The organism is Streptomyces adustus, from assembly GCF_009377175.1.
Lineage (GTDB): Bacteria > Actinomycetota > Actinomycetes > Streptomycetales > Streptomycetaceae > Streptomyces > Streptomyces adustus.
Window position 1 is genome coordinate 1 of the sequence record NZ_VJZD01000259.1, and the last position, 13,294, is coordinate 13,294.

Consider the following 13,294-nt stretch of genomic DNA (forward strand, 5'->3'; position numbering starts at 1 on the left):
TGTGTATAAGAGACAGGGGGCGGGCCGCAGGGGCCGGGGCGGCGGTGGCCCGGCCCCTGGACGGCAGGGACGTCAGCCCTTGATCGCGCCCTGCATGATGCCGCCCACGATCTGCTTGCCGAACAGCAGGAAGGCGATCAGCAGCGGCAGCGTGCCGAGCAGCGCGCCCGCCATGATGACGGCCTGGTCGGGGATGTAACCGGTGCCCAGAGAGTTGAGGGCGACCTGGACCGTCGGCTCCTGCTGGTTCAGGGCGATGATCGGCCACAGGAAGTCGTTCCAGGCCATCACGAAGGTCAGCAGGCCGAGCACGGCCATCGCCGGGCGGGCCGCAGGGAAGACGACGTGCCACACCACGCGCAGACTGTTCGCGCCGTCGACCCGGGCCGCCTCGATCAGCTCGGAGGGCAGCGCCTGCACCAGGTACTGCCGCATGAAGAACGTACCGAAGGCGCTCACCAGGGTGGGCAGGATGACCGTCTGGAGCTGGTTGGACCAGCCCAGGTCGCTCATCCACAGATACAGCGGTACGACGGCCAGCTGCGGCGGGATCATCATCGTGCCGACGGTCAGCAGCAGCAGAAGTCCGGAGAACTTGAAGCGCAGCTTGGCGAAGGCGAACCCGGCGAGCGTGGAGAACACGACCGTGCCGATGGTGATGGTCCCGGCCACGATCGTGGAGTTGATCATCGCGGTGCCGAGCCCGGCCTGTTCCCAGGCGGCTTCGAGGTTCTTGAACAGGTTCCCGCCGAACCACAGCGGCGGCGGTGTCTGCGCCAGCCGCGCGTTGTTGCGCGAGGCCGCGATGGCCGTCCACACCAGCGGAGCGAGCGAGACCAGCGCGAAGACGGTCAGGACGATGTAAGTGACCGGACCCGCGTGCAGCTGCTTGCCCGCGCCGAGCACCCGGCGGCGTCCGGGCTCCCGGGCGGCCCGGCTTCCCTTCGTCTCCGCCTGGGAGACAGTCAGTTCAGTCGTGGTCATTGGGACTTCCTCAGCCGTCGGGTGACCAGCATGTTGATCGCGGCGACGATCAGCAGGATCAGGAACATCGTCCACGCGATCGCTGACGCCTTGCCGAGGTTGCCGATGCCCCAGCCCTGGTCGTACATGTACAGGCCGAGCGTCTGGTACTGGTGCGCCGAGCCGCCCTTGGAGCCGCTGACCCCGCCGAACAGGAGCGGCTCACCGAACAGCTGGGTCGCGCCGATCGTGGACACGACCACCGTGAACAGGATCGTCGGCCGCAGCATCGGGATCGTCACATGACGGAACTGCTGCCAGCGGCCGGCGCCGTCGAGCGCGGCCGACTCGTACAGGTCCGAGGGGATCGCCTGCATCGCCGCGAGGTAGATCAGCGCGTTGTAGCCGGTCCACCGCCAGATCACGATGGAGGAGACGGCGAACTGCGAACCCCAGTCCGACTCGCGCCAGTTGATCGGGTGGACCCCGACGAAGTGCAGCAGCCAGTTGATCATGCCGCCGTCCCACGAGTACAGCAGCGTGAAGACCAGCGTCGCCGCCGCCACCGAGGTGGCGTACGGGGTGAGCATCACGACCCGCCACACGGTCGAGCCGCGCAGCCGGTAGTTGAGCAGGTGGGCGAGGCCGAGCGCCATGAGCAGCTGCGGCACCGTGGAGATCACGCCGATGGTGAAGGTGTTCTCCAGGGCGTTCCAGAAGAACTCCGAGGACAGCAGGTTCTTGTAGTTGTCCAGGCCGGCCCAGGTCTGGTGGTCCAGACCGGAAAGCTGCACATTGTGCAGCGAGTACCAGGCCGTGTAGAGCAGCGGGAACAGGCCGAAGGCCCCGAAGATGATGAAGAAGGGGGAGATGAATGCGTACGGCGCCGCCTTCATGTCCCAGCGGTACAGCCGGCTGCGCCAGGAATCCGGGCCCGGCGGCGGCGTACCCCGACCCTGAGCGCCCCGGGCCGCGCCCGGCTGTGAGCCGGGCGCGGCGTCGGCGCTCGTCGCGGTCTGCGCGAGAGCCTGCTTGGAGCTGGTCACTGGCCGAGCACGTCCTTGATCTCAGCCTTTGCCGCGTCCCAGCCCTGGGCCGGGGACTTGCCCTTCTGCTCGACCTGGAGGATGCCGACGTCGGTGATCGCGGTGCCGATCGGCTGGTCCTTGGTGCCGAAGTGCTGGACCGGGATGGTCTTCGCCGAGTCGCCGAAGATCTGCGTGATCGGCGCGTTGGAGAAGTACTCCGTGGTGGCGGCGGCCGGCGTCAGGGTCGAGTAGGCCGACGGGGTCGACGGGAAGCTCGCCTGCTTGGCGAAGACCTTCGCCTGCTGCTCGGGCGCGGTCAGCCACTTGGCCAGCTCGATGGCCTCCTTCTGGTGCTTGCCGGCCGTCGGGACACCGATGAACGAGCCGCCCCAGTTGGCCGCGGTCGGCGCGGCCGCCACGTCCCACTTGCCCTTGCCCGCGTCACCGGACTTCTCCTGGATGTAGCCCATCATCCAGGCGGGGCAGGCCACGGTCGCGAAGGAGCCCTTGGCGTAGCCCTGGTCCCAGGTCGGGTCGAACTGCTTGAGCTTCGCCGACATGTTGCTGGTCGCCACGGTCATGGCGACGTTCCAGGACTTCTTCACCCCGGTGGACTTGTCCCAGATGACGTTGCCGTCCTTGTCGTAGTACCGCTGGCTCTCGCCGCCGAGGGCCGCGTTGTAGACCGAGGAGGCGGAGTCCACGAACTTGGTGCCGCTGGGCGCCTTCTTCATGTACTGCTTGCCGAGGTCGACGTACTTGGCCCAGTCGCCCTTCCAGGACGCGGCGAGCTTGGTGCGGTCGGTCTCCAGACCGGCCTTCTCGAAGAGGTCCTTGCGGTAGCAGATCGCCATCGGGCCGATGTCGGTGCCGAGCGCGATGGTCTTGCCGTCCTTGGTGGTGGCCTGGGAGAGCTTCCAGTCCAGCCACTGCGACTTGTCGACCTCCTTGCCGAGGTCGACGAACTTGTCGGCCTGGGTCTGGACGGCCTCGGTGATGTTGCCGACCTCGATGGCCTGGATGTCGTCCGTGCCCGAGCCGGCCTGGAGCCGGGTGAGGGTCTTGGGCCAGTACACGTCGGTACGGGTGGTGACGTTCTCCTTGATGGAGATGTTCGGGTGGAGCTTCATGTACTCGTCGTAGAGGCCGGCCTGCTTGTAGCCGAAGACGCCGAAGGTGCCTATCGTCAGAGTGGTCTTGCCCTTGGCGTCTCCGCCACCGTTCGAGTTCGACGAGCTGTCGTCCGAGTCGCTGGAACAACCGGCCAGCAGCCCCGTAGCCAGCGCGGCGACGACCGTGAAGGCCATCATCCGGCGGGACCGGCGGGTACTCGTGCGCATAGCGTCCTCCTGTTGCCTGACGTGCCGACCCCCCGGCCAACTGCATTGGTGGCGCCCGTTGTTGTCGCTGCGGCTCGGGCGGGGAACGTGCGGGATGTGTATGTGTCAGGTACTGTGGGAGCGCTCCCACAGGTGATGAGTTGAAGAGTCGCGGGTCCGCGCGGGGGTGTCAAGGGAGTCGACGCGGAGAGATGCGTTCAGTTATCGGGCTGTTAACTGGAGTAGAAGGTTCCGTTAGGAACCGGAACCAGGGTTCCAGGGCGGGACTGTTAGATTCCAGGCCGACGTGGGGTACGGGGTTCTACGGGAGGGCGGAGCGCATGGCAGGCCACGGAGCTCGGAACCGGAGCGGCGGGCGGCCGACCCTCGAAGAGGTCGCCGCGCGCGCCGGTGTCGGCCGCGGCACGGTCTCCCGGGTGATCAACGGTTCGCCCCGGGTCAGTGACGCCACCCGCGCCGCCGTGGAGGCGGCCGTCGCGGAACTCGGCTACGTCCCGAACACCGCGGCCCGAGCCCTCGCCGCCAACCGTACGGACGCCATCGCGCTGGTCGTCCCCGAGCCGGAGACCCGGTTCTTCGCGGAGCCGTACTTCTCGGACATGCTGCGCGGTGTCGGGGCCGAGCTGTCGGACACCGAGATGCAGTTGCTGCTGATCTTCGCGGGCAACGACCGGGAGCGGCAGCGGCTCGCCGAGTACTTGGCCGCGCACCGGGTGGACGGCGTCCTGCTGGTGTCCGTGCACGCCGACGACCCGCTGCCCGACCTGCTCGCCCAGTTGGAGATCCCGGCGGTGATCAGCGGCCCGCGCTCGGCGGCGGAGACGCTCACCTCGGTCGACTCCGACAACTACGGCGGCGCCCGCTCGGCCGTGGAGCATCTGCTGTCCCGGGGGCGCGGCCGCGTCGCGCACATCACCGGCCGGCTCGACGTGTACGGCGCCCAGCGGCGTATCGACGGCTACCGCGCGGCCCTGCGCGACGCGGGCCACGCGCCGGACGAGGGCCTGATCGAGGCGGGCGACTTCACCGAGGAGGGCGGCAGCAGGGCGATGGCGAAGCTCCTCGCCCGCCGCCCCGACCTGGACGCGGTCTTCGCCGCCTCGGACGTGACGGCGGCCGGTGCCCGCCAGGCGCTGCGCGAGGCGGGCCGTCGCATCCCGGAGGACGTCGCCCTCGTCGGCTACGACGACTCGGCCATCGCCCGCCACATGGAGCCGCCGCTGACCAGCGTCCGCCAGCCCATCCAGGAGATGGGCCGCACCATGATCGACCTGCTGCTCAACGAGATCGCCGACCGCCGTCCCTCGGCCTCCCGGGGCCTGGAGCGGCGTCAGGTGGTGCTGGCGACCGAACTGGTGGCCCGGGCGTCCTCGTGACACGGGCGGTCCCCGTCCGTCCGTCCGTCCTCGGCGCGCCCGCCCCTCCTCGGTGTCCGTGCCATGTCCGCACCGCGTCCGTGCCGTGCCCGCTCGGCGTCCGTGCCGTGCCCGCACCGCGTCCGTGCCGTGCCCGCTCGGCGTCCGTGTCCGCCGGCCGGGGTCAGCCGTGCGGCGGGCCGACGGCGTCGGGATCCGGCGTCGGGGACAGCCGCCAGCGGATCTCGCCGTCCTGCTCCTCGTCCGTGGGGGAGAGCCCGGCCGCCGCGGCGACGGCGGCGGAGGCCAGGTGGTCGGGATGGACGTGGGCGACGACCGTACGGACCGAGTGGGCGCGCAGTCCGGCCACGAGGGCCGCAGCGGCCTCGGAGGCGTAGCCGCGCCCCTGCCAGGGCGTGCCGACGACCCAGGCGATCTCCGCGAGGCCCTCGCCGGTCACGGTGGCCTGGACGGTGCCGACCAGACACGGGTCCCGGCGCCGCCGCAGCACCCAGTTGCACCAGACGACGGACGGGTCGGGGGAGCCGACGACGAGGCGTGCGTAGCGGGAGCGCAGGGCCTGCGCGGTGGCGGGCGAGCCGCCGATGAAGGTGTGCAGGGCCGGATCGGACAGGACGTCCGCCATCTCCCCGGCGTGCTCCACGCGCAGCGGGACGAGGTCGAGACGGGCGCTGCGCAAGGATGCCGTGCGCAGGAGTTCGGCGCGCAGGGGCCCGGTGGGCACTGGCGCGGCAGGCACTGGCTCGGTGGACACGGTGAAGCGAGCCTCCTGGAAACGCGTCAGCGGGTGACCTCCGTGAGGAGGTCACCCGCTGAACCATCAGGGTGAGTGACGGGACTCGAACCCGCGGCCACCTGGACCACAACCAGGTGCTCTACCAACTGAGCTACACCCACCATGGGCCGGTGGTTGACTTTTCGGTTTCCCCTACCGGCCGAGAAAAAGTGTACAGGGTCTTGAGGGGTGCTCGCGCACACCTTTTACGGCGGTGCTTCCCGAGCCCCTGCTACGCGTGCTGAGCAGGCAGGACGTGCTTGGCCGCGATGGCCTTCGCGGTGTCCGAGTCGGGGCCGGGCTGGGGGACGAAGACGGCCTCGCGGTAGTACCGGAGTTCCGCGATGGACTCGCGGATGTCGGCGAGGGCGCGGTGGTTGCCGTTCTTCTCGGGGCTGTTGAAGTAGGCCCGCGGGTACCAGCGCCGGGCCAGCTCCTTGACCGAGCTGACGTCGACGATCCGGTAGTGGAGGTGGTTCTCCAGGGCGGGCATGTCGCGGAGCAGGAAGCCGCGGTCGGTGCCGACCGAGTTGCCGCACAGCGGGGCCTTGCCGGGTTCCTTCACGTGCTCACGGACGTAGGCCAGGACCTGTGCCTCGGCGTCCGCCAGTGTCGTGCCGCCGGCCAGCTCGTCGAGCAGGCCCGACGCGGTGTGCATCTGGCGCACCACCTCCGGCATCGTCTCCAGCGCGGAGTCCGGCGGACGGATGACGATGTCGACACCTTCGCCGAGCACGTTGAGCTCGGAGTCGGTGACGAGGGCGGCCACCTCGATGAGAGCGTCGTCGGACAGCGAGAGGCCGGTCATCTCGCAGTCGATCCACACCATGCGATCGTTCATGTGTCTAACCTTACGGCGCGCCGCCGTGGGCCGAACCGGTCGTGCGGCGAGCTTGTGCCGCGGACTGCCACGGAATGCCGCGGACTCCCGCGGGGGAGAGGCGGCGACGGCGGCGACAGCAGGGCAGGAGCGGCGAAGGGGCGGCCGGGGCCGGAAGATCCGACCCCGACCGCCCCTTCTTATGTCGCACGTCACATCGTCACGTACGTCGTTCCCTGCGCCGTCACGTCACGTCACGTCGCGCTGCGCTGGCCGGGCAGGCTCGCCCGTCCCGCCAGGTACGCCTCCCGGACGCCGTCCCCGGCGCCGGACGCCGAGGCGGCCAGCGCCGCCGGGGCACGGCGGGTCTGCGGCGGGACCGGCCCGCCCTCCGGGTGCAGCGCGGGCGGCGGACCCGCCGGGACCGGGACCGGCTGGCCCTCGCTCTCCAGCTGCCGCTCGCCCTGCGGGCGCCGGGCCCGGTACGCGGCCCGGTAGGCGGCAGGCGACGAGCCCAGCTGACGCCGGAAGTGCCCCCGCAGCGCCACCGGCGAGCGGAAGCCGCAGCGGCCCGCGACCTCGTCCACCGAGTAGTCCGACGTCTCCAGCAGGCGCTGCGCCTGGAGCACGTGCTGGGTGATCAGCCACTGGAGCGGGGCGCTGCCGGTGAGCGAGCGGAAGCGTCGGTCGAACGTCCGCCTGCTCATGTACGCGCGCGCCGCGAGGGTCTCCACGTCGAACTGCTCGTGGAGGTGCTCCAGCGCCCAGGCGACGACCTCGGCCAGCGGGTCGGCGCCGATCTCCTCTGGTAAAGACCTGTCGAGGTAGCGCTCCTGGCCGCCGCTGCGGCGCGGCGGGACCACCAGCCGGCGGGCCAGCGCGCCGGCCGCCTCGTTGCCGTGGTCCGTCCGCACGATGTGCAGACAGAGATCGATTCCGGCCGCGGTGCCCGCCGACGTCAGCACATCGCCGTCGTCGACGAAGAGTTCGCGTGGATCCACGTGTACCGACGGATAGCGCTTGGCCAGCGTCGGCGCGTACATCCAGTGCGTGGTGGCCGGTCGTCCGTCCAGCAGGCCCGCGGCCGCCAGGACGAAGGCGCCGGTGCACAGCCCGACGATGCGGGCGCCCTCCTCGTGCGCCCGGCGCAGTGCGTCGAGCGCCTCCTCCGGTGGCGGCGAGGTGATCGAACGCCAGGCAGGCACGACGACCGTGCCCGCCCGGGAGATCGCCTCCAGGCCGTGTGGTGCGGTGAGTTCCAGGCCCCCTGTGGTCCGCAGCGGGCCTTCCTCGCCTGCGCTCACCAGCAGTCGGTAGCGCGGCACGCCGGCGTCCTGGCGGTCGATCCCGAACACCGACAGCGGTATGGAACTCTCGAAGATGGGGCCGCCGCTGAACAGCAGCACCGCAACGATCTCCTTGCGGCGTCGCCCGGAAAGCTTCCGGGCCGCGGCTTCCGGCGCGGCAGCGGAGTCGTGGCTCATACTGCTAAGCCCCCCTCGGTGGTCGCGGCTCCTCGGTTGTGTCGCTCCTGCACGTTTCCCCTCGGTCCTGCACGAGTCCCCCGCCGTAACAGTCAAGATCGAATCTACTGTGTCGCATGGTGCCGTCGTGACCAGTTCACCACTGGGCACATTGTCGACATGGCAACTTGGCGTGAAGCATTCGATCACGAAGCGTTGCACTCGTGGGGCGTGCAGGGAAGTGCGCCTCGTGGCAGTGGCCAATCCCCGTAGGGTGCGCAGGGTCCCCAAGGCCCTATCCGTGCAGGTCGAACGGGGGGTGGGGGGTACTCGGGGCAAGGGATGCGCGGGAGCGAGAAGTTGGCTGAAAACAAGCGCTCCCGTGCATAAAAACCGGTCAGCCGACCGGTGTATTTCCGCCCGGGCGGCGTCCGCCTCCCTGTGCCCCCGTTCCGACCCTGTGACGCCGTCCGCGGGTCGCGGACGGCGCGCCCTCCGCGGCCCGCAGCAGGGCCGCGCCGCGCTCGGACCGGCGCAACAGGGCACGGCACGCGGCCGTGACGGCCGCGAGACCGAGCGCCGTACCGGCGGCGCCGGCGGGCGAGGAGCCGTACCAGAGCAGCACCACCAGGACCAGCACACAGCTGAAGGCGGCCCAGCGGACCACGTCGGTCGCCGTGTCCGGGGCCGGCGGGGCGGTGCGGCCCGCCTCGGGGCCGGTGCGGGGTGAGGGCATGGCGTGCTCCCTGTGGCGGTCGGTCACGCGGGTTAAACGTCCGCCCGGCCGCTCGGTCACCAGGACGGTCAAGGGAATCCTGTTGAATCCTGTGCGAACAGGCTGTACGGGGCAGCAACCATTGCGTCCCGGGCGCCCCCTCGTGCATGCTCCGGGGAACCCATACGGAGCGCGCGCGGGATCTGGGCGAAGGAGGAGTGCCGCCGTACCCTTGGGGTATGGGGTTGGGAAGATGATTCCCGGACACACCTCCGTCCCACACCGTCGTCCCCACCCACGAGGATCTGAACGCCGAGACACTCATGGCCGGTCACGAATTCTTCGAACCCGCGGACCGCAAGCGGCCCGTCGCCGACCCCACGGCGGCCGAGCCCCTCGCGGCAGAAGAGCAACGCCACGCGTGCGACCCCGCCTTCAAGCACGGGGTGGTCGTCGGCTTCGACGGCTCCACGTCCAGTGAGCGGGCCCTCGCGTACGCCATCGGGATGGCCCACCGCTCCCGGTCGGGCCTGATCATCGTCCATGTCGCCAACCGGCTGCCCACCACGGTGTGGGCCGGCTGCGAACCGCCCGTCTTCGTCGACGTGCCGGACCACCGCACCGAGGTGCTCGGTCTGGAACTCGCCTGTGCGGAGTACCTCGCCGAAGTGCCCTGGATCCTGGTCGAGCGCGGCGGCGACATCTGCCACGAACTCGAAGAGGTGGGGCGGGAGTACGAGGCCGACGCGATCGTCGTCGGCTCCACGCACGGCATCGTCGGCCGGATCTTCGGCTCGGTCGCCGGGCGGCTCGCCAAGCGGGCCAAGCGGCCCGTCATCGTCATTCCGTAACTCCCCGCGTCCGCGGGCGGCATGCCCGGCGGACCGGCTCAACTCCCTTGCTGCGTCGCGCGAATCTACTCGTGCGTAGCGAGTGTTTGTGCCTTTGTGAAGGGCATATATCGCTCACCGCGCAACGCACTTGCATGAAGGGAGCCCGCCGTGGACAACGACGTCTCTGCGGGAAGAACCACCACCACGACCTTCGGCCGACTCGCCCTGGGTATCACCCTGTTGGCGTTCGGGCTCGGATACACGGACCTGATCGACGGCGTGTCGGCGGCGGACGCCGTGACCCTCGCCCACTACGTCGGCGGAGTCGCCCTGTTCCTCGCCGGGCTGCTCGCCCTGCGCGACCGCGACACGGCGAACGGCACCGCCTACACCGTCCTCGGCGCACTCTGGTTCACCTGGGCCGTCTCGGCGGGCGCCCAGGCCTCCGCCAACGCCGCGGGACTCTTCCTGCTGCTGTTCGCCCTGGTGGCGCTCAGCCTCACCCTGGCGGGCGGCGACCAGCTCGGCCAGGGCACCTACGGGCTGTTCTTCGTCTCGCTCCTGCTGCTGGCCATCGCCGCCTTCTCGGACAGCGGCAGCCTGACCAAGGCCGGCGGCTGGTTCGCCGTGGCCGCCGGAGCGGTGGCCTGGTACGCGGCGACCGCGGCCCTGGCCCACTGGCCCACCGCCCTTCCCGGACGCGCCGCCGGCCGGGGGGTGACGGCCACCGGCTGAGGCAGGCGCGGGCCGGGGCACCGGGCGGCCCCGGCCCCCTGAAAGAACGACCCCCTGTGCCGGTGGCTCACAGGGGGTCGTTCATGTCACTGCGCGAGGAGCGGGAGTCCTACTCCACCGTCACCGACTTGGCGAGGTTGCGCGGCTTGTCGATGTCCCGGCCCAGGGCCTTGGCCGTGTGGTAGGCGAGCAGCTGGAGCGGGATGCCCATCAGGATCGGGTCCAGCTCGTCCTCGTTCTTCGGCACGACGATCGTCTGGTCGGCCTTCTCCTGCTCCCGGTGCGCGACCGCGAGGATCCGGCCGCTGCGGGCCTTGATCTCCTCCAGGGCGGCGCGGTTCTTCTCCAGCAGGTCGTCGTCGGGGACGATCGCCACGGTGGGCAGGGCCGGCTCGATGAGGGCGAGCGGGCCGTGCTTGAGCTCGGAGGCCGGGTAGGCCTCCGCGTGGATGTAGGAGACCTCCTTGAGCTTCAGGGAGGCCTCACGGGCCACCGGGTAGCCCCGGACGCGGCCGATGAAGAGCATCGAGCGGGCCTCGGCGTACTGCTCGGCCAGCTTCTGGATCTCCGCCTCCTGCTCCAGGATCTCGGTGATCTGCGCGGGCAGCTTGCGCAGGCCCTCGATGATCCGCTTGCCGTCGCGCACCGACAGGTCGCGGGTGCGGCCCAGGTGCAGCGCGAGCAGCGCGAAGGCGACCGTGGTGTTGGTGAAGCACTTGGTGGAGACCACGCAGACCTCGGGGCCGGCGTGCACGTACACGCCGCCGTCCGCCTCGCGGGCGATCGCCGAGCCCACCACGTTGACCACGCCCAGCACCCGCGCGCCCTTGCGCTTCAGCTCCTGGACGGCCGCCAGCACGTCGTACGTCTCACCGGACTGGGAGACGGCGATGTACAGCGTGTCGGGGTCGACGACGGCGTTGCGGTAGCGGAACTCCGAGGCCGGCTCGGCGTCCGCGGGGATACGGGCCAGCTCCTCGATCATCTGGGCGCCGATCATGCCCGCGTGGTACGAGGTGCCGCAGCCGAGGATCTTCACGCGGCGGATCTGGCGCGCCTCGCGGGCGTCCAGGTTCAGGCCGCCGAGGTGGACGGTGGAGAACCGGTCGTCGATGCGGCCGCGCAGCACGCGGTCCACGGCGTCGGCCTGCTCGAAGATCTCCTTGTGCATGTACGTGTCGTGGCCGCCCATGTCGTACGACGCGGCCTCCCACTCCACGATGGTCGGCTCGGCGGTGGTGCGGGTGCCCTCGGTGGTGTACGTCCGGAAGTCGTCCGCCTTGAGGGTGGCCATCTCGCCGTCGTCCAGCGTGACTATCTGCCGGGTGTGGGCGACCAGGGCGGCGATGTCCGAGGCGACGAACATCTCCTTCTCGCCGATGCCGAGGACGACCGGGGAGCCGTTGCGGGCCACCACGATGCGGTCGTTGAAGTCGGCGTGCATCACGGCGATGCCGTAGGTGCCCTCGACCACCCGCAGCGCCTCGCGGACCTTGTCCTCCAGCTTCTCGTGCTGGGAGCGCGCGATGAGGTGGGTGAGGACCTCGGTGTCGGTCTCGGAGAGGAACTCGACCCCGTCGGCCTCCAGCTTCCTGCGCAGGTCGGAGGCGTTGTCGATGATGCCGTTGTGGACGACGGCGACCTTGTTGTCGGTCGACATGTGCGGGTGCGCGTTGACGTCGGACGGGGCGCCGTGGGTGGCCCAGCGGGTGTGGGCGATGCCCGTGGTGCCCTTGAAGCGCGCCGGGACCTTGGCCTCCAGGTCACGGACCCGGCCCTTGGCCTTGACCAGCTTCAGACCCGGCGTCTTCGGCGAGGTGACGACGATGCCCGCGGAGTCGTAGCCGCGGTACTCCAGACGCTGGAGGCCCTCCAGGAGGAGGGGAGCGACGTCACGCCGACCGATGTATCCGACAATTCCGCACATATATAGGTATTCCTCAGCCGTAGACCATGCGGCGCAGTTGCCGGAGCGAGAGCTCCGGCGGCGACACCGCCCGGTATTTCAGGTCCGCCTCGATCCGTTCGAAGATCGTCGCGTTCACCAGGCCCTGGGCCTGGAGCTCGCGGTGGCGGCGACGGACGTAGTCCTCGGTCGTCTCGTCGAAATAGGCGAGCACGTCCTGGACCACCCGCAGGGCCTCACCCCGGTTGAGGGGCGTGGACCGCGTCAGGTGATCAACGAGTTCGTCGTGCACCCGGTAGATCCTGGGGTACCGGCGGTAGATCCGCAACAATCCTGCCCGATTTCGGGCAGGGCTGTGTTGAATCTCTTATGAGGTGCTGTTCGTCGGCTGTCCATCCTGAGTCTTGCGGTCCGTAGCCTTGGGAGACGAGTTTCAGACGCCATGGACATTCCTCGCATGGGCGTACCCGAGCAGCTGGCCGAGCGCATGAGCATGGCCGAACAGCACGAATACCTGCGCGCCAGATTCTCCAGGCGCACGATGATCAGAGGCGGCGCGGTCACCGTGGGCGCCGTCGTCGGTGGCGCGTTCGTGCCGGGCGCCACCGCCCAGGCCGCCGTACCCACCCAGTCCACCGCGCCCGCGGCCGAGAAGGTCGACGGCGCCCTCGTCGCCCCCTTCGGCCGCCACCTCGCCTACGGCAACGACCCGAGCACCGAGATGACGGTCTCGTGGCAGGTCCCGGTCGCGGTGAAGAAGCCCTTCATCCGGATCGGCGCCCACCCCTGGGACCTCTCCCGCAAGATCGAGGCCGAGGTCCGCACCCTCTACACCCCGGCCGGTGTCGGCGCGAGCGGCGACCACAACCAGTACTACCTGCACGCCAAGCTCACCCACCTGCGCCCGGGCCGGACGTACTACTACGGCGTCGGCCACCAGGGCTTCGACCCGGCCGAGGCGCACCTGGCCGGCACCCTGGGCACCTTCACCACCGCGCCCGACTGCAAGCAGCCGTTCACCTTCACCGCCTTCGGCGACCAGGGGGTCAGCTACCACGCGCTGGCCAACGACAGCCTGATCCTCGGCCAGAACCCGGCCTTCCACCTGCACGCGGGCGACATCGCCTACGGCGACCCGGCGGGCCAGGGCAAGACCACCGACACCGGGTTCGACTCGCGCACCTGGTAGTGCTTGGTCAGGTTCGTATGGGTATGGGTATGTTGCGGTGGCAGGTGGGGCAGGCGCCGGTCCAGGTGGCGAGGAGTGTCTGCAGCTCGCGGACGATCCGGTAGAGACTCAGGCCTGCGCTGCTTCTTTTGGGGCGTGTGCCAGTCGTCGC

Annotated in this window: 12 protein-coding genes, 1 tRNA gene and 1 pseudogene; 4 read left to right on the plus strand and 10 right to left on the minus strand. The window is 70.1% G+C overall.

What is annotated here, in order from left to right:
* Nucleotides 1–72: 72 nt before the first annotated feature.
* From FNH09_RS38400 to FNH09_RS38410, 3 genes are read right to left on the minus strand one after another with little or no spacing between them, the layout of a single operon-like run.
* Nucleotides 73–984 (minus strand): carbohydrate ABC transporter permease, encoded by a 912-nt coding sequence (locus tag FNH09_RS38400; RefSeq protein WP_152894502.1) that lies wholly within the window; start codon nucleotides 982–984, stop codon nucleotides 73–75.
* Nucleotides 981–2,009 (minus strand): ABC transporter permease subunit, encoded by a 1,029-nt coding sequence (locus FNH09_RS38405; protein WP_162469732.1) that lies wholly within the window; start codon nucleotides 2,007–2,009, stop codon nucleotides 981–983. The genes FNH09_RS38400 and FNH09_RS38405 overlap by 4 nt, the downstream gene beginning before the upstream one ends.
* Nucleotides 2,006–3,331, minus strand: coding sequence for an ABC transporter substrate-binding protein (locus FNH09_RS38410; RefSeq protein ID WP_152894503.1), 1,326 nt, complete (start codon nucleotides 3,329–3,331; stop codon nucleotides 2,006–2,008). The genes FNH09_RS38405 and FNH09_RS38410 overlap by 4 nt, the downstream gene beginning before the upstream one ends.
* Nucleotides 3,332–3,651: 320 nt before the next feature.
* Here FNH09_RS38410 and FNH09_RS38415 point away from each other — a divergent pair, with 320 nt between their 5' ends.
* On the plus strand, nucleotides 3,652–4,707 hold the full coding sequence (locus FNH09_RS38415; RefSeq protein WP_152894504.1) for a LacI family DNA-binding transcriptional regulator: 1,056 nt from the start codon (nucleotides 3,652–3,654) through the stop codon (nucleotides 4,705–4,707).
* 163 nt (nucleotides 4,708–4,870) lie between these two features.
* Here the strand turns inward: FNH09_RS38415 and FNH09_RS38420 are convergent, their stop codons facing one another.
* The 5 genes from FNH09_RS38420 to FNH09_RS38440 all read right to left on the minus strand — a co-directional run bounded on the left by FNH09_RS38420 (nucleotide 4,871) and on the right by FNH09_RS38440 (nucleotide 8,501).
* A complete protein-coding gene (locus FNH09_RS38420) occupies nucleotides 4,871–5,461 on the minus strand; it encodes a GNAT family N-acetyltransferase (RefSeq protein ID WP_162469733.1) in 591 nt (196 codons plus the stop codon).
* A 70-nt stretch (nucleotides 5,462–5,531) separates the two neighbouring features.
* Nucleotides 5,532–5,604: transfer RNA gene (locus tag FNH09_RS38425), tRNA-His, on the minus strand.
* Nucleotides 5,605–5,714: 110 nt separating this feature from the next.
* Entirely contained in the window at nucleotides 5,715–6,323 is a 609-nt protein-coding gene (gene orn / locus FNH09_RS38430) for an oligoribonuclease (RefSeq protein WP_152894505.1), read from the minus strand.
* Between the two features lie 233 nt (nucleotides 6,324–6,556).
* Nucleotides 6,557–7,786, minus strand: a complete 1,230-nt coding sequence (locus FNH09_RS38435; protein ID WP_152894506.1) for a helix-turn-helix domain-containing protein — start codon at nucleotides 7,784–7,786, stop codon at nucleotides 6,557–6,559.
* A gap of 376 nt (nucleotides 7,787–8,162) precedes the next feature.
* Nucleotides 8,163–8,501: a hypothetical protein gene (locus FNH09_RS38440; RefSeq protein WP_152894507.1), complete on the minus strand. Its 339-nt coding sequence runs from the start codon at nucleotides 8,499–8,501 to the stop codon at nucleotides 8,163–8,165.
* 302 nt (nucleotides 8,502–8,803) lie between these two features.
* Here FNH09_RS38440 and FNH09_RS38445 point away from each other — a divergent pair, with 302 nt between their 5' ends.
* Together FNH09_RS38445 and FNH09_RS38450 are read left to right on the plus strand one after the other, a co-directional pair.
* Nucleotides 8,804–9,331, plus strand: coding sequence for a universal stress protein (locus FNH09_RS38445; protein WP_152894508.1), 528 nt, complete (start codon nucleotides 8,804–8,806; stop codon nucleotides 9,329–9,331).
* 150 nt (nucleotides 9,332–9,481) lie between these two features.
* Nucleotides 9,482–10,048 (plus strand): GPR1/FUN34/YaaH family transporter, encoded by a 567-nt coding sequence (locus FNH09_RS38450; RefSeq protein ID WP_162469734.1) that lies wholly within the window; start codon nucleotides 9,482–9,484, stop codon nucleotides 10,046–10,048.
* Between the two features lie 109 nt (nucleotides 10,049–10,157).
* Here FNH09_RS38450 and glmS read toward each other — a convergent pair whose 3' ends face one another.
* Both glmS and FNH09_RS38460 read right to left on the minus strand, forming a co-directional pair.
* Nucleotides 10,158–11,975, minus strand: coding sequence for a glutamine--fructose-6-phosphate transaminase (isomerizing) (gene glmS, locus FNH09_RS38455; protein WP_152894509.1), 1,818 nt, complete (start codon nucleotides 11,973–11,975; stop codon nucleotides 10,158–10,160).
* Nucleotides 11,976–11,988: 13 nt separating this feature from the next.
* Nucleotides 11,989–12,246: a hypothetical protein gene (locus tag FNH09_RS38460; RefSeq protein ID WP_162469735.1), complete on the minus strand. Its 258-nt coding sequence runs from the start codon at nucleotides 12,244–12,246 to the stop codon at nucleotides 11,989–11,991.
* A gap of 165 nt (nucleotides 12,247–12,411) precedes the next feature.
* On the opposite strand from FNH09_RS38460, the pseudogene FNH09_RS38465 reads away from it, so the two are divergent.
* A pseudogene (locus FNH09_RS38465) lies at nucleotides 12,412–13,140 on the plus strand (fibronectin type III domain-containing protein); the annotation flags it as partial.
* Nucleotides 13,141–13,294: the final 154 nt, after the last annotated feature.